Annotated in this window: 16 protein-coding genes and 1 pseudogene; 12 read left to right on the plus strand and 5 right to left on the minus strand. The window is 48.3% G+C overall.

The window, feature by feature from the left end; all coding sequences use genetic code 11:
- Positions 1-74 precede the first annotated feature (74 nt).
- Positions 75-782: a hypothetical protein gene (locus tag ACOTWU_RS24190; RefSeq protein WP_421625801.1), complete on the minus strand. Its 708-nt coding sequence runs from the start codon at positions 780-782 to the stop codon at positions 75-77.
- A 920-nt stretch (positions 783-1,702) separates the two neighbouring features.
- Here ACOTWU_RS24190 and ACOTWU_RS24195 point away from each other — a divergent pair.
- The 12 genes from ACOTWU_RS24195 to ACOTWU_RS24250 all read left to right on the plus strand — a co-directional run bounded on the left by ACOTWU_RS24195 (position 1,703) and on the right by ACOTWU_RS24250 (position 11,541).
- Positions 1,703-2,095: a hypothetical protein gene (locus tag ACOTWU_RS24195; RefSeq protein WP_000341066.1), complete on the plus strand. Its 393-nt coding sequence runs from the start codon at positions 1,703-1,705 to the stop codon at positions 2,093-2,095.
- A gap of 658 nt (positions 2,096-2,753) precedes the next feature.
- Positions 2,754-3,410, plus strand: a complete 657-nt coding sequence (locus tag ACOTWU_RS24200) for a trypsin-like serine protease (protein WP_000462754.1) — start codon at positions 2,754-2,756, stop codon at positions 3,408-3,410.
- A gap of 202 nt (positions 3,411-3,612) precedes the next feature.
- Positions 3,613-4,110 (plus strand): membrane protein, encoded by a 498-nt coding sequence (locus ACOTWU_RS24205; RefSeq protein ID WP_000340139.1) that lies wholly within the window; start codon positions 3,613-3,615, stop codon positions 4,108-4,110.
- A gap of 4 nt (positions 4,111-4,114) precedes the next feature.
- Positions 4,115-5,503 carry a hypothetical protein gene (locus ACOTWU_RS24210; RefSeq protein WP_000083579.1) on the plus strand — a complete coding sequence of 463 codons (1,389 nt, stop codon included), beginning with the start codon at positions 4,115-4,117 and terminating at the stop codon, positions 5,501-5,503.
- Between the two features lie 400 nt (positions 5,504-5,903).
- Complete coding sequence (locus ACOTWU_RS24215; protein ID WP_012477377.1) at positions 5,904-6,197, plus strand: helix-turn-helix transcriptional regulator; 294 nt, start codon at positions 5,904-5,906, stop codon at positions 6,195-6,197.
- A 4-nt stretch (positions 6,198-6,201) separates the two neighbouring features.
- On the plus strand, positions 6,202-7,527 hold the full coding sequence (locus tag ACOTWU_RS24220; RefSeq protein WP_000088044.1) for a type II toxin-antitoxin system HipA family toxin: 1,326 nt from the start codon (positions 6,202-6,204) through the stop codon (positions 7,525-7,527).
- A gap of 60 nt (positions 7,528-7,587) precedes the next feature.
- A complete protein-coding gene (locus ACOTWU_RS24225) occupies positions 7,588-7,794 on the plus strand; it encodes a hypothetical protein (RefSeq protein ID WP_000134171.1) in 207 nt (68 codons plus the stop codon).
- 100 nt (positions 7,795-7,894) lie between these two features.
- Complete coding sequence (locus ACOTWU_RS24230) at positions 7,895-8,305, plus strand: hypothetical protein (protein WP_000985909.1); 411 nt, start codon at positions 7,895-7,897, stop codon at positions 8,303-8,305.
- Positions 8,306-8,317: 12 nt separating this feature from the next.
- Positions 8,318-9,133 (plus strand): HNH endonuclease signature motif containing protein, encoded by an 816-nt coding sequence (locus ACOTWU_RS24235; protein WP_001641519.1) that lies wholly within the window; start codon positions 8,318-8,320, stop codon positions 9,131-9,133.
- A gap of 252 nt (positions 9,134-9,385) precedes the next feature.
- The gene (locus ACOTWU_RS24240; protein WP_000278471.1) at positions 9,386-9,811 is read left to right on the plus strand and encodes a hypothetical protein; all 426 of its coding nucleotides are present in this window, start codon (positions 9,386-9,388) and stop codon (positions 9,809-9,811) included.
- Between the two features lie 548 nt (positions 9,812-10,359).
- Positions 10,360-10,668 carry a hypothetical protein gene (locus tag ACOTWU_RS24245; RefSeq protein ID WP_001224686.1) on the plus strand — a complete coding sequence of 103 codons (309 nt, stop codon included), beginning with the start codon at positions 10,360-10,362 and terminating at the stop codon, positions 10,666-10,668.
- Positions 10,669-10,683: 15 nt separating this feature from the next.
- Positions 10,684-11,541, plus strand: a complete 858-nt coding sequence (locus tag ACOTWU_RS24250) for an HNH endonuclease signature motif containing protein (protein WP_000784387.1) — start codon at positions 10,684-10,686, stop codon at positions 11,539-11,541.
- Between the two features lie 606 nt (positions 11,542-12,147).
- Here the strand turns inward: ACOTWU_RS24250 and ACOTWU_RS24255 are convergent.
- The 4 genes and pseudogenes from ACOTWU_RS24255 to ACOTWU_RS24270 all read right to left on the minus strand — a co-directional run.
- On the minus strand, positions 12,148-12,552 hold the full coding sequence (locus ACOTWU_RS24255; protein ID WP_001287391.1) for an H-NS family nucleoid-associated regulatory protein: 405 nt from the start codon (positions 12,550-12,552) through the stop codon (positions 12,148-12,150).
- Positions 12,553-12,729: 177 nt separating this feature from the next.
- Positions 12,730-13,023, minus strand: coding sequence for a hypothetical protein (locus ACOTWU_RS24260; RefSeq protein ID WP_001100635.1), 294 nt, complete (start codon positions 13,021-13,023; stop codon positions 12,730-12,732).
- Between the two features lie 25 nt (positions 13,024-13,048).
- Complete coding sequence (locus ACOTWU_RS24265) at positions 13,049-13,354, minus strand: hypothetical protein (RefSeq protein ID WP_223152485.1); 306 nt, start codon at positions 13,352-13,354, stop codon at positions 13,049-13,051.
- A gap of 189 nt (positions 13,355-13,543) precedes the next feature.
- Positions 13,544-16,378 (minus strand): annotated as a pseudogene (locus tag ACOTWU_RS24270) (Tn3-like element Tn3 family transposase); the annotation flags it as partial.
- Positions 16,379-16,473: the final 95 nt, after the last annotated feature.

The raw sequence follows: 16,473 nt of genomic DNA on the forward strand, positions 1-16,473 counted from the left end.
CTGAGTTTGCGGCGGGCTGGAGAAAGGGTAATTCTGATAGTGAAGGATCCGACATTACTAAGTGAGCGTTGTATCTAATCCTGGGGGCAGGTCAACATATCCACGTTACCTACTGAGCAGACGCCGCTACAGGTGTCCACAGATTGAAACGGGGGAAGCCAGTTGAATACTCTCAGGATCTTCTCCTTGATCGAGTAGGCCCCGGTAAGCAACATCTGAATATCAGAGGCAGATTGGACCTTAAACTCAAGAATCGGGATACCGGCTTCGATCTTGTCTTGAGAGCAGGGGTGTGTGACACAAATCTCTACGTAGCAACGCCTTTCGCCAGTCGTATCATACAACATCACGTCTGGTCGCAGCCCTGTGACCTTATCGTGTTTTTCCAGCTCTGCCTGATCGAAAAATTGAGTCAAGTTGTAGCGTGCAGGCACGGATTTTACGCACTGACGTGCTTCGTCTCTAACCAAGGCTAAACGAGAACCATTACAGGCAACCCGGCGCTCCAGCTCAAGGCTAATAGGCATTTCACGGCTGAGAGCTTGTTGGTAGCGATAGAAGAATGCTTCTTTGCCGCACTTGTGAAGATAGGTTTCAAGGGCACAGCATTCTTCCGAATGGCGAAAGTGCTTAGCGTTGAACTCGCCCATTACCGGGGTCAGGGGGCTCTTACAACCTGGGCAGGTGTAAGTATGTGAGCGCAGGGCAGCGCCAATGTGCGTGAGGGTGCCCTCGCCGTCTAGCGCGTAAGCGTATTGTATTGAGCTGGATTGAGTTGTCATGACTGCGTATCCTCCCAAAAAAATCCAGCTAAGAACAGACCTTACGGCAGGCAAATGGTAAGTAGTGCTTCTTGAAGCAGTCGAGTGTACAGCGGCTCAGTGAAAAAGCTAATCGCCCGCTCAACAACCTAGTGATACTGGTGCAGATTCGACAATGAGTTAATGCCCGGAGAGCATCTGCAAGACTTCTAGCTGGAAGGCATTCCAACCAGCCCTCGCTTCTGAAAAGCCGTCAGGAAACGGTAAAATCCAACCAAGTGAGCAACTTCACTTGATCAAAGATCTAAGGCTAGAATGATGGAATTCCAACCTTAGTTTGCAAATAGCCTAAACATATAACTTCCTCTGAGGATTTAAAAGAATTCTCAGATGTCTTGAAAGCTACTTTTTAAACTTTCTCATTCTGAGAAGCATATTTAATTTTGCTGCGTCTGCTCGTGCTGCTGCTACAGAAAGGGCTTTATGCAGTGAAACTACCACGACAAACAAACAGAACATCGACCAGAATCCATCCATTTCGTTTACCTAATCGTTGAGGTTTTTATTCGGGATATCTGGCTAAATAGGACTACACAGATACCCAGTTAAACCCCCCGCTTACATAACACTCCGGTTCCTCACCAGACGTTTTATTCTATCGCGGTCTGTGGTTATCAGAAGCTGCATAAACCGGTTATTTAGTCCGTTACGCGAAAATTATTGAGGATCCGGGCTGTTAAACTGTTCTTCCTCTTTCGCTTCCGGAGAAAAGGGGAGGTGTCACCCTGCGGCCGGGTAGTGAAAGGGATTTGACGTAATTCAGGCGAAGGGCGAACAAGACCGCAAAGGACGCCCGGGCGACCGGATACCTGCCGGGTTGTGCGAAGTAAAAACCGGAAGCAGTGATAACACAAACAGGCCCCTACAGCGTAAGGATTGTGATGGACGATAAAGAGCAATTTACGAATCTTGTGGCAAAGCATGCCTCCGGACTCACCGAAGAGCAGCTGGCCGGTTACGATGCCTGTTCCCTGGATGGTGAATGCGTCACGCCTTCATACGAGGTTTTCCGGGGGTATCGTACCCGCCATACCCTGGATGAATTTCTGGAGATGGCCATATCGCTGAATGCCATCCACCCGGATGAATATTTAACGGATATGCTGCTTAAGCCTCATGAGGTGATCGGCGCTCTGGCCGATGAAGGCGACCAGCTGAACAACGCCACCCCGGTTTATTTCTTCCCGGATACCGGCGTCTATGCAGCGGCCGTCAGTGAAACCCGGGTGCTCGATGCCTGGCTTTGCTGGCCATGCTACCCGGCGAACTGGTAACGCGGCCGTTGGAATTGCACCGGCAGGATACGAATTTAACCGACCCCGTGGCGGGAAGGTTATCACAATTGCATGTCCTCATCCCTCAAGCCCCCTGCCAGGCCCTAACGTGCTGTCAGGCTTCGCCTGATTCCCGATCTGCGCCGGTACTTCAGCCGATAACTTTTTGTTTTCTTTTTATTTTCTCCCCATTTCCTCAAAGTTCGCGGGCGGCGTGGACAGGGCACCATTGCCGCATGTGGGGTCTTAATAAGGGCAGGGTGGTCAGGTTTGCTCGATGCCGGGGGTAGGCCCTACCCTTTATGGGATGAGGACATGCAATTCACTAAATTAATCGACAGCACCGGTGGTGACTTATCTGTAACGGGTCAGTTTTGATACGGGGAATGTTTCAGGGTTAAGATCTGGAATCATAAAAATATACGCTCCCGTTCAGGACATACGACTTGAAATGGATAATGCCATTAAAGGAATTCCAGCCTTTCGTCGATAACAGTTTCTGACCATCGCCATAACCATGTCATGGAGGAGACTAACCGTGTTTCAGAGGTGAGCTGGTGCCTGGCAAAACATACAAACTCAAATATCAGGAAGCGAGTTTAGTTGTTTATAACATGCAGCCGTGTAACTGATTAGGTACCGGCAAAAGGAGGAAATAATGTTTGAAAACTACGTTTGTAAAATCTATGTAAGCAATGATCCTCATTTTAGTAGCCATCTCGAAGCAACTGCGTTTGGTTTCGATAATGGTCAGCAGCAAAAGATTCTCACCGCAGCCCATGTTGTTACCAATGCTCTTGGAAAAATTTATCCCGTCAGCAATACACTTAAACTTTACGTCAAATTTCTTAACCATCAAGGACTGGTGAACGAAGAGCCTGTTCTAGTCGATTTCATTCTCAATGAGGCTAATGACAGGGCAGACTTTAAAGACGGCATTCCGTTTGTTGACAGTGCAGAAATCGTATTACCAGCTGGAATACAACAGCCTGTAAGTAGTTACTTTAAGGTCCTGGCTCCCGCAGCTGGCATGGGTACATTGGGTGTCGGATATCCAATGAATGAGACAACAATTTCGACATTCCCTGGTGAAGTTTCAGGCATTTGGCCTTTAAATTGCTCAAATCATTCTCCCCAACATCTCACAACTCGCTTTGTAATAGCACATTTCAACACCGATGGTTGCTCTGGTGGACCCTATGTCGTCTCCGAGAATGACGAGCATTTTGTCATTGGAAGTCTGGTTGGAATAATGTCTGGAACCTGCCCAGATTCAAATCCACACATGTCTGTTCAGTCCGCTACTGATTTTTAGCAAAGTCAGTTCCAAAATGACGCTGGCACGATAGTTATTTTGGGTCTGCCCGATATGGCGTCTGCCCTTACTAACAGCAACAGCATTGAAACTGACAAACATGAACTCGAAAGTGCCACAATAGTAAGTCATGATTTCTTCATCACTTTTATGGTGCTCTTTTTCACCTATCACACAGCAAGTTATGAATACGAGGCCTGTAATGGACGCTACCGAAACTGAAGAGCTCGAAAAAATTCGCAAGAAGGCAATGGATGAAGTTACAAGTGCTCTTCAGGCGCTTGAAAATAAGTTCCCGGGTATTACTGAGGGCGCAGCAGCTTTGGCGGGGTCAGGCGTAGGCGCAGCGGCTTCCTTCGGTGCTCTCTATACGCTTGGTACAACGGGAGTGTCAGCAGCAGGCATAACCTCCGGGCTCGCTACAGCAGGGTCTATCGTCGGTGGCGGTATGGTTGCAGGCATTGCGGTATTGGCCGCACCTGTAGCTGTGTTAGGGATTGGCGGGTACGCGATAGTGAAACACAAAAAAAATGCGAAACTGACAGCCGCCCTTAGTCAGGCCATCCAAAAGCTCTACGAAGTTCAGGAAAGGTTGATGTCGAATGCGGAATATTTTAAGGCAGAAATTGCTGGCATCAAGGCAACAATCGACATGCTTACTAAGAAAGCTCCAAAAGGTAGCCTGGTCGCGGTGAGGTAAACACATGAGTCAGTCTCCTTATGATGATGAGTTCAGGGCCATCCGTTATATTCAGCTCCGTGGTCAGGATATCGCGAACGCTCACGAGACAATTAACAGTGATATAGAGAGCCTTAAGGCACAGTTGACCGGGCTAATCAGCGGCACTGAACTTGATGAAGCGGAGCATCTGGCGCTTAAAGAACATCATCTGCGAGAAATGACCCCTTCAGATACTGCCATGCATTCTACTGGTCTCAAGACTATATATAGCGAGGCTAACCAGCGTGTATGCGGTGATATTGGACTGGCCACAATACTCTCCACGGATGACTTGGCTGTTGTAGATGCCCGGATCCAGAATCATATTAAAGAATTTAATGATCGCTACGCACTCGACGCCTGGGATTATGCTATTGCCTGCGGATGCGGGCTCATAGCATCCATGCTGGATTTACTTTGCGTCAGAGCCCCGCCAAAACCTACGGTGAGCTTTACGGCAGAAGTGGATGGTATTTTCAATAAACAGGTGCAGAAAGCCTTCAATGCCATTTTGCCGGAGGACCTGAGTACAAAACTCTCAGATTTGTTCCCTATAGGGGCACCAGACAGTTCGATCAGCAGCGATTTAGTGGGTGCGGCCGGTGGCGTTTTGTCTCCCACAAATCACCGCTTAAGAGCTTTGTCACACGATCCCGTACTGGGCATTATTTTCGGTATAAAGGATATGCTGAACGGGACCTGTACGGTGGTTCAGAATGGACAGATCGTGGTTTATCCTTCCAGTAAAGGCGTTACAGACGAAACCAATATTTTCAGGCTCATCGCCAGAATGTTTGGACACCTGGCATCGGATGTTAATGCCCCCTCAGCAAAAGGAAACCGTGGCATGGGGTTACCGGCTCCTTTTATGGGGCTACTTCGTATGCTTGAGGGGATCCCTGTGGGGAGTTCTAACTTCGGCAAACAAATAGAGTACATGTATGTCAACGGGTATGACTTTCGTCAGTTTATCGTGACAAGTATTCCGATGAGCATAATGGAAGTTTTGATGCGGGTTTTCTATGTGGCGAAACAGGTATCGCTGGGAAAAGGAGCTTTTGGGGAGACCTTACTGGATACCATGCCGTTGCGGCTAAATCCACGCTTCCGGATGATGCTTGCCCTGGGTTATGGAACTTCCAGTGCTGTTAACGCAGGTAAAATGTATATCACCGGCAATATTCTCAATGCGAATTACGCCTCCTGGATGGGGTTGGCCTGGAATGGTTTTCACTCACTCAAGTGGTCCCTTTATCAGCGACACTTAAAGCTTTGGGCCGGTATTGAAAAGGCAGAACTGGAACGGCTTCAGAACAATATAGACAGCATCGAGGCATTGACCATCAGAGCAGGAAACTTGCCAGTCAAGTAACATTCACCGGAGCACCTCCGGAACCCCATAGCCCACCAGCTGCTAAAAATGTCTGCCTTTGCTTTTAATACTCTCTCTGCCTCCTCCCCGAGGCAGAGAGTAGCTCGTAGTTATTTATACAGCTCACAACAGGGCCATAAGATACTCCGCTTCTCGTTTACCGATGATCCTGATCTGTCAGCTCTCTTACCGGATGCTGTACGAGCGTAACGGCTTATTATTGATAGTTCTCTCATATCAAACCTCATAAAGATTTATGCTGCCACTTAGTAACAGCCTAAAGGTTGTACTCTCTATTTAACAGCTTTTAGGCTGTTAATTTGATATTACAGCTTTTAGGGTGTATGTTTAGAAAACAGCGTACAAGGTGTATCAGAGGAACTACTGAGGCCAGCTTATGATCAATAATGATTACCCGTTAAACACGCTCAACCAGTTGCGTCCCTTGCTCATTGGTTTTCGCAAGGCGAATGGCCTGACGCAAAAAGACCTGTCCGAAAGGTTAGGGGTCACTCAACAGACATACTCACGTCTGGAAGCCAACCCTGCCAGTGCGAGCATTGAACGGCTATTCAAGGTGTTTTCTATCCTGGGCGTAAAAATCAGCTTCTCCTCGACAACCGCCTCTTCAGAGGGGAAGCAGACGGAAGAAATGCTTAAATCAAACTCACCTGCACGACAGGAGAAATGGTAACGATATGAGCCGGAAACAGCAGCGTCTGGCAATCTGGATGAACGGAATCAAAGTCGGATACTGGGAAAAAAGTAAAGGGGTAGACAGCTTACAATACCTTCCTGACTGGAGTGCAGACGAACAGGGAAGGCCGCTGTCATTGTCCCTTCCTTTTACTCCCGGGAACCAGGTCTGGCGTGGAAATGTGGTACGTGACTATTTTGATAATTTACTCCCGGACAGCGAAGGCATACGCAGACGTCTGGCAATGCGTTACAAGGCCGATAGCCTGGAGCCTTTTGATCTTCTGACGGAGCTGGGAAAAGACTGCGTGGGCGCGATACAGCTGCTTCATGACGGAGATGAACCCACAGATTTATATTCCGTGAAGTATCACCCGCTTACTGAATCAGAAATTGCGGCAACTTTGCGTAATACCACGGAGACATTGCTACCGGGCAGGCCAGAAGATAACGACGACTTACGTTTATCTATTGCCGGTGCTCAGGAGAAAACAGCCCTACTGTGGCATGAAGATCGGTGGTGTATGCCGGAGGGTAATACACCAACGACGCATATATTCAAGCTACCGCTCGGACTTGTGGGGAACATGAAAGCCGACATGCGCTCGTCGGTTGAAAATGAATGGCTCTGCTCGGTACTTCTCGAACAGTACGGGCTCCCCGTGGCAAGAACGCAGATTGCTCACTTTGAAGATCAGAAAGCGCTGGTGGTAGAACGTTTTGACCGAAAATGGTCAGGAAACGGACAATGGATCATTCGTTTACCCCAGGAGGATATGTGTCAGGCCCTGGGCATTTCGCCATTACGAAAATATCAGGCGGACGGCGGGCCAGGTATATCGGAAATTATGGAAGTTCTGAGTAATTCAGACCGTGCTGAGCGTGACAAAGCGCAGTTTTTTATGACGCAGATAGTTTTCTGGATGATGGCCGCAACAGATGGCCACGCTAAAAATTTCAGTATTTCTATTGGGCCACAGGGACGTTATCACCTTACACCACTCTATGATGTGTTGTCGGCATGGCCGGTGATCGGTCATGGGAACAATCAGATATCCTGGCAGAAGTGCAAACTGGCGATGGCCGTACGTGGCAGTAGCAACTATTACCAGATATATCGAATACAACGACGCCACTGGATCAGGCATGGTGAGATAACCGGCCTGAGTAAACAGCAGACAGAGGCGATGATAGAGGAAATCATCGCCAGAACCCCGGGTGTCATTGAACGTGTTAGCGGGCTTCTTCCGGACCAGTTCCCCCAGCAGCTTGCGGAAAGTATTTTTGATGGAATGAGGCAGCAATGCAGGCGCCTGGCTGAGAAATGACAGCCGCAATTTATAGTGTGCATGTTTTCAGAATAGCTGATGTAAGCGTGAGGATTCAGTATGACTGAAGAACAAAAAAGAATAGAGCGGGCTATTGAGTTGGCTTGTCGTTACGGCGGAACCGATGAAATGCATCATCTGCAATGGGTCGTGGATCAGATGGTAAGAGAACTTGCTGGAGAACGTTATGCACAGATTGTAGCAGATGCCACCAGCGGAGAAGATGGGCCTGATACTTACAAATGGAGTGTTGGGATCGCGCCTTAGCATCTGTCAGTCTGGGGATGAAAACGTACTTAACATCCAGCGAATTCCCAGACTTCACATTAAGACTAGAGTAACGGCCGCAATCACGTGAGAGAAAAAAATGGCAATTTTAGCAATCATTGCAGTTATCGCCCTGGGTGGGTACGCCTGCGGGTTTATTAAAGCCCGTGAGCTGAGCGCTTTGCGTAAAGAAATGAAACTATACGTGGATCGCATGGAAGCGGCGGAGCTGGACTTACACGCAATCAGAAGTGTAGCGGAGCACCGGTTGCACGGTGCAGGTAAACAGTTTGCCGACCTTTACAGCCGTATCGACGGTGCAACTGTGACGCTGACACCCGAAGATCAGCTGTTACTGGCAACGATGCCATTTAATATTCAGGATGTAGAAGACATCGTAAACGAGCGCGGTCCAAAGACAATTAGCGGCCGTCCATTCTGGGAAGTTGAGCCAGGCCCGCATGACTATGAATATGGCCCGCAATATCCGTATTTCCCAGACCAGCGCTAGGAAGAGATCAAGATGAGAGAGCCAAGACCCCGCCATACCTTGCAGGTCATTCGAGTGCCTTCTCTGGAGGTTCAGGATCTGGGGCTGACCAGCTTTGATAGCTGGCTTGACGAGAACGGTTATGACAAAACGAATGCCAGAAATAACCGTACCATCTGGGCGAGAGAAGGCGGATGGCATCTGAAACGTTGCAGAAATCTGGAAACTGGCACGGACGATTTCTGGTTTATCGCTTTCGATGGTAAAGGCGGAAAGATATACCCGCTGAAAACCCAAAGAGACTACCGGGCTGCATATCGTAAGCTGGAAGCAGAAGGTTATGCACCTGCGGTCATCGAGCAAATGACCACAGGCGCAGCATATAACCTGGCCTATCCACGTTCCACCCTAAAACAAGCTGAGACGGCCACCAGCGAACCAAAGCGGAAACCTGACGTAGATATCCAGGGTGAGCACTGCGAGCGCGTAGTGACGCAACGTAGTGGCGTGGCACAGGGTAAATTTAAAGCTCTGCTCATCGAGAATTTCGCGGGCCGTTGTGCGGTAACCGGTTGGGTTAATGGCGGTGTCCTGGATGCGGCACACATTGAACATGGAACCCGGTACAATCCGTCTAATGGCATCCTGATGACTCCAACAATGCATGCTCTGTTTGATGCCGATCTTATGGGCATAGATCCGGCCACCCTGACCGTTCATTTTAAGCCAGGCATTGAGCTGGGCGAGCTGTTTGAAGGCCGTAAAATCACACCGCTGGTGTACGATCTGGACTTAGAGCGGCTGGCCGTACGCTGGGCAGGATACCAGGGCCTGGCTCATGAACAATGATGGGTTACAGCCGGGATGTGTGAAAACCCGTCAGTGAAACCTGCATGCGCCATACCTTTAAATTTAAACTCAAGAGCCAGGCTCAAGATAAAACCGAAATGAAAAGGTAAAATCCGGTGCACCAGATCTCTTAGGTTTAATACCTGAGCCGGTATACTGGCAGGCGCAGGCATGTGGGTATTATCCAGTCCATACATCTCCACACAGTGTTAACCGCAACATTTAAAGTTCAATAAGGACGGTTTCAATTTTATGTATAAAACAGCATTAGTGATGATTATCGGGATCCTCGGATGCAGTAAAGCATTTGCAGCCACTGAATTACAGCTCCAGCAAAAACGCGTTATGCAGTTCTGTGCCAACGCCAGTCTTCCATTGTTAGTTGCGGGTACAACGTACGCGAATACGTCTGACAACGGGCGACCAGAAAAAGAAAGATTGGCAATCCTGAAAAATTCAGTTGCAAGCTCGACAGCTTATAAAATGGCATCTCCCGGAGTTCAGATTGCCATGATGAGCGTGGTGGAAGATATTGCCGATCCGAAAGAATTAGCTCTACATCAAAAAGAAGTTAGACGTCTTGGGGCTAGTTATCTTTCCGACAGCGGTGTTTCATGGGCTTCAAAAACTGTTTCACCATTTACAGCCTGGTGTAACTTTAACCGTTTAGAAAGTTAAGGCTGGCAAGGCGGTTCCTGTTCAGGAAAGTTACTTTCCGTGCGGGGACCGTAAGATACAGATAAAGCTTAAGGCCTTTGAATTTCTGGAAAGCATTTGAAAATTTCATTGCGCTTGTCTGATATGAAACAGCCCCTGCATTTCTGCAAAGGCTGAAAGAGTGTGTACGGACTTTGGAAGGAGTGATGATATACGCCTGAGCCATCCCATCACCGCAGACAGGGTAATTAACCCTGACTAAAGCTTTCACCTATTCCGTCGCTCGCAAGCGGCTTTCGCACACTAACGAAGGTATGGCCTTTCGTCGGTGTTAAATTTTTCAAACTTTGCTTACTTTGTCAAGGAAGGTGACCGCAGTAGTAGGCACAACTACTTTAATCTGTATGAATAATAAGGTAGAACCGGCCAGTGAATGAATGCTTTCCCTGAAATCAGGCGGACAACCTTCAGGAATATTGATAGCAAGACTGAATCTCTCGCTGCGGCGATAAACATTTCGCCATAACCCTGAACGAGAGTGGTTCATCCATCATATACAGGAGCGTTACATGCGCAAATTTAAGTACATAATCTGTCACCAGTGCGAAGGCCACGGGACCATGGAAAACCCGGCCTTTGAAAATGGATTCACCCAATCAGAAATGGCTGAGTGGGAGCCAGAAATGCGTGAAAAGTATTTTGCCGGAGCATTTGATGTTCGCTGTGACGTTTGTGCCGGTGACGGTAAGCTCAGCGTACCAAACGTAGCGGCTATGTCTTTTTCAGAACGACGGGTTCTGGCAGCACGGCGGCGTGATGAGCGTCTTCAGGCTGCTGATGAACGGCTGTCCCGCCAGGAACGAGCAATGGGGTACTGAGGTGTTACAGCAAAGATGAAAATGACGAAGCCAAAACCGGTAAGCCGGATGAAAAGACCGTTTATTAGTGAGCTTGCAGAGCTGGGTTTATCGGGTGAAATTCTTTCAATTCGAACTGACGGCATGCAGGGGACGCTCATACCCGATCTTACCGCAGGGGTGAGTGAAGCAGGCCGTGTGAAAACCGGCAACTGGGTAATCTCTGACAAGAGAACCTTCGACCATGTCGTTCTGTGTGTTGAAAGACAAGATGAGAACCATGATGTGTACGTAGGTAAATTCATCCAGTTACATGTAGCCGCTAATAAGAGCCTTAAGATCGTCGAAATGGGCGATGTGAAACTGGTGGCCATAACCAGCTCGATTCCTACCACTTTTAATGGTGGGATAAAGAGATACAAAGGGGTTACGTATGTGTCACTTTCCCAAACAGCTCAAACCACTATCGACTTCCCGAAGCGTATCTACAAAGAGGGCCAGGAATGTACTTCTGTCACCAGTCCTGACCAAGGTCCTTTCGCCCGGGATGTTAGGTTGAATTGCTACGGGCGATGTGTTGTCACCGGCGTAAGGTCCCCCTGGCGTACTGAGGCCGCGCACTTAACGCCACGTCATGAAGAAGGCATTCCCGACGTAACGAACGGAATTTTACTTCGCCGTGATATCCATACACTGTTCGACAATGACCATTGCGCCATAAACCCTGACACTATGAAAATTTACTTCAGCCGGGAGGCCCGGGAGTTGGATGATGATCTCCTGAAATGGCATGGGAATGAGATAGAGACGACACGCATGCAGGTTCCGGTTAACATCGAAAACCTTCGGATACGATGGCAAAAATTTAAGGCTAAGGATCGTCAGCGTAAATAAAGCCATAAGCTGAACCACGGCGAGGATTAGTCTTGTTCACTAAATGACAGCGAGAGATTAAATGCAAACCCAAAAAGATATTACAGTTGGCCAGATCTGGGAAGAAGTGGATCCAAGACTGATCCGGAAAGTGCGAGTTGTTGAGGTGGCCTCGTTAGAAGGGCCCAAAGGCATCCTAATCGAAAACGTGGAGTCTGGTCGTAAGAACTGGGCGTCGTCATCCCGCTTTAATGGAAAGCGTGGAGGGTATCGTCTTATTTCCTGAAGGTTTTGCCAATATGGGAAACTGAAGAGGTTGAAACCATCCCGGTGAGGGAGCATATCTGGTAAAGAAGAGTCTTTAAAAAGGTTTTACGCGACCTGGGATAATAAACGGGAAAACGATACCCAAAAAAAGAATACAGCGATGATAACGATAAGGAATGGTAAGGGCTTCAATATTTTGAGAAATGACCTGGCTTCCTTTGCATCTGCATTTCTAATCAAACTGTCCACATAGGGATCACAGCTCTTAGGTTCTGAATTTTTCATATGTTCTGTACCTGAAATTGATTCCGTATGAGAAAAGGCCACCGAAGTGGCCTCTATCAAAACTGGTGGCAAAAGTTAGATCAGGAAATCATCAAGACTTTTACCGGCTGCAATTTGTTCTGCCAGAGCTTTGGGGGTACGGCCCTGTCCAGTCCACGTTTTTGTTTCGCCATTTTCATCAGTAAATGAGTATTTGGCCGGGCGTGGTTCACGGCTTTTCTTGGTAGCCGTAGATTTGGCCTGGAATGAGCCAAGCAGCTCTTCCGGGTTGATACCATCTTCTTCCATTAACTTACGCAGGGCGTCAAGTTTCTCCTGACGAGCTTGCAGTTCGGCAGCTTTGGATGATTCTTCCTGACGACGCTCATCAACAATGACATTAAGCTTTTCGAGGATTTCCTCAAGTACTTCTAAAGGCAGCTCGCGGCCCTGGGCGCGAAGAGTACGAATATTGTTTAACGATTTGAGTGCTTCAGACATACGACCTCACTTTCTAATTCTTTGATAAGGATTTACTTAATCATAATACACTCTATAAGGAAAAAGATGCCAGCTTTATGTCTTCAGGTACAAAGATATCTTGCTAAGAATACTCCTTATCTTCCTTGTGCAGACTGTTTCGTGCTTTCGATGTTGTTCATGAGTCTTAAAATCTGCTCACTGTTTAGGGTACTCATGCTGTAAATCATCAAGAAGGAAGCGCAGAACAACATAAGCAATCGGAAAAGGAAACCATGCCAGTGACAGGCCATATATGGCGGAGATAAACATAGGGTAATTTAACTCACTTACAAAATTCGCTTCATTGTATTGTTGAATCGAAATGGCAGAAGCAAAAATTATAATTAAAGTAAGAAAAATCCACTCTAGCCATCTCTTTTTATAACAAGCATAAGCGAAAGCTGTAGGGTAAAAAATAAAGCAAAAAATTCCAGCTGCAATTACGTTCATAAAAGTAACTTTCCTGATAGCGCAGTTATTTTTCGAATGCAGCATCATGAACAACTGCCATAACATTGATGATTGGCTTTCTTTTTCTGAAGAACCTTCCGCGCGGCAAAGTTTCTCCCGCTTTGAGACGATAAAGCCAGAAAACATAAGCCGGAGGAACATTGCTGTCAAAAATATCTGAACAAGTTTGAACTGTGATGCCTACTGTATTGTCTTTCCTCATCTCTTTAAAAGTGCCTTGCAATGCAGCGGATAACGTCATTTTTAAGAAACCTTTTTCTGTTTGAACGGATAGACTTGACTTAGCTGGCTTGACTGTAATGTTTGCCACTAAAGATCCCTCGTTCTGAGGATGCAGGCACTACAAAGTTACCGTCAGGTCTAATCATACGAGTTTGGATGAAATTTTTGCCGGATTTGGTTTTTTCAACCTGGTGCTCGATCTTCCATTCTTGGGGTCTGACGCTCAGTGGAACGAAAACTCACGTTAAGCAACGTTTTCTGCCTCTGACGCCTCTTTTAATGGTCTCAGATGTCCTTTGGTCACCAGTTCTGCCAGCGTGAAGGAATAATGGCCGAGCATATTGATATGTCCGTGGCAAAGCGGGGAGAGGCGTGCGATATCTTCATCATTCAGTGTTTCACCCTGCGCCCGGAGATGATCCAGGGCTGCCTGCATATAAATAGTGTTCCATAACACGACGGCGTTAGTGACCAGCCCCAGTGTGCCCAGTTGATCTTCCTGACCGTCGGTATATCGTTTTCTTATCTCACCTTTTTGACCGTGACAGATGGCTCTGGCAACGGCATGGCGACTTTCTCCCCGATTAAGCTGGGTCAGAATGCGCCGGCGGTAATCTTCATCATCAATATAATTAAGCAGATACAGCGTTTTGTTGATGCGCCCCACTTCAATGATTGCCTGAGTCAGTCCGGAAGGACGTTCACTTTTCAGCAATGAACGGACCAGCACTGAAACCTGTACTTTGCCCAGCTTCAGGGAGCCAGCGGTCCGGATCATTTCGTCCCACTGAAGGACTATTTTTCGGGGATCTGATTGCCCTCTGGCAATATCATTCAGCACGCCATAGTCGGCATCATGGTCCATTCGCCAGAAAACCGAAGCACCGGCATCAGCCAGGCGTGGAGAAAACTGGTATCCCAGCAGCCAGAAAAGGCCAAAGACAAGTTCGCTGGCACCTGCTGTATCGGTCATAATTTCGGTTGGATTCAGCCCGGTCTCCTGTTCCAGAAGACCTTCCAGCACAAAGATAGAGTCCCTCAGCGTCCCCGGTATAACGATGCCATGAAAGCCGGAATACTGATCGGACACAAAGTTGTACCAGGTGATCCCTCTGTTATTACCAAAGTATTTGCGGTTCGGTCCGGCATTGATTGTTCTGACTGGCGTAACAAAGCGCATTCCATCTGCAGATGCCACTTCTCCTCCACCCCATATCTGTGCCAGTGGCAGCGTTGCCTGAAAATCAACCAGTCTGGCATTAGCGCTGGTGATAGTTTCAGCCCGCAGATAGTTCGCTTTTGTCCAGTTCAGCCGGTGTCGGGTCAGTGCAGGAACATTTGATCTGATCAGTGGTTCCAGACCGATATTGCAGGCTTCAGCCATCAGCACGGCGCTGATGCTGACGGGCAGATCATCAACTCTGGCACTGGCTTCACTAGCATGGAAAAACTCATCAGCAAATCCGGTATGGGCGTTAATTTCGAGCAGCAACTCCGTTAAATCCACCGGAGGGAGTAGATCACTGATCATTTTGCTCAGTCGTTTCAGACTGTCCGGCTCATCAAGACTGGCGAGGGGAGAAATTGTCAACCGGGGCTTCGGGCCAGAAACATCGAGTTCGACAGCCTCATTTTCGCAAAGACGTGCAGCAACCTGTCTGTAACGACTATCAAGCTGATGACCCAGAGATTTTATTGCTTCCTGCGGGTCTGTCGGGTGCCCCAAAGAACGATAAACCTTAATCCGGTTTGCCTGCCAGTCAGCACCCTGTAGTAATCTTGCACGAGGATCTCCCCACCGGTTACTGCCGGTAACGTAGACATCCCTCCGCCTCAGACTATCCTGCAGTTTACTGAGAAAGCAGAGCGTGTATCCCCTGCGGGTGATATGTTTTTCCTTGTTAATCACCAGCCGTTTCCATGACCGACTGATAATTTCCGTTGGTGCGTCGTCAAAAAACTGCCGCCGTGAGCTGAACTCCCGGCTGAGGTAGTCACAGGCATTCAGAGTGGTAACCCCGGCAGGTGCGGATGAAAATTTAACGGTATTCAGCAGATGGGGCAGGAAACGACGAACGCGCCCGTACTGCTCCACCATTTCTTCATGAAAATTATCGTCTGAGGGCCGGGCAATTTCACGGACAAGCGTGATGATTTCAGCCAGCTTTTGCCTTGGGATGTAGCTGAACACCTCAGCACGAATCGATTCGTCCGGTGTTTCTTCTTTCAGCAGGTACGAACATGCGCTGGCGAGCGCCAATGCAGATTTATCCAGATCCTTCAGCGAGCGGAGCCGTTTTTTCTGCCCAATCTTTCTGGCGTCACGGATGATAACGGCCAGCATGGCGTCCAGAACGTCCAATGCATCATCCAGCGCCAGCGTTTCCCATGCAAGGACAAAGGCAACCAGAACCGCCATCCTTTTCTGCGGTGACATCCTGGCAATATTGAACACCGAAGTCATACCAGCATAACGTGCGAGATTTTTCAGGCGCACAGCCGGGAGTGTACTCAGGTTTTCAGCATGCAGGCCAAAATCGTTCAGAGTTTTCCAGCGTTCAATTGCTTCATTAAACGCCGGACCACTGATGGTCACAGGGCCCTTTTTCAGTGATTCCAGTAAAGACAGGCGGCTGCAATCAGTTGGCCCCAGCAGCATCTCCAGCTGTGAACGCTGTTCGGCTGACGGTATCAGTGCCAGTTTGTTCCACAGGCGCAACGTCGCCTTTTCCCTTACCTCTGAAATCAACCGGGTCAGCGTAGTGGCTCCGGGGAGAATAATACGATGTTGCATAAGCCACCCTGTCGCCAGATCGAAAAGCAGGCCAGGACGTTCGTTGCTTATCCAGCTCCGGGTATATAAAAGACGGGTAAGGCGAAATGTCCAGGGCCAGGCAAATTCACGATACTGATAGTGCTGACGTATCAGCGCTGCATGCTCACGGCGGGTATTTTCCCTCTGACCGTATTCTGCAAGAACGGTGATATCACGAATCCCGAGCTGTCTGGCGGTAAAATGCCGGACGCCGGAAGGAATATGATTCATATCGGTGAGGAAGGTGCCCAGAAAACGGACACATCCAATTTGCAGGGCAATGCCCAGACGGTTGTGATGGCACTGTTGCAAATAGTCGGTGGTGATAAACTTATCATCCCCTTTTGCTGATGGAGCTGCACATGAACCCATTCAAAGGCCGGCATTTTCAG

It is taken from the genome of Enterobacter cloacae complex sp. GYL001 (genome assembly GCF_049237125.1).
Taxonomy (GTDB): domain Bacteria; phylum Pseudomonadota; class Gammaproteobacteria; order Enterobacterales; family Enterobacteriaceae; genus Enterobacter; species Enterobacter hormaechei_C.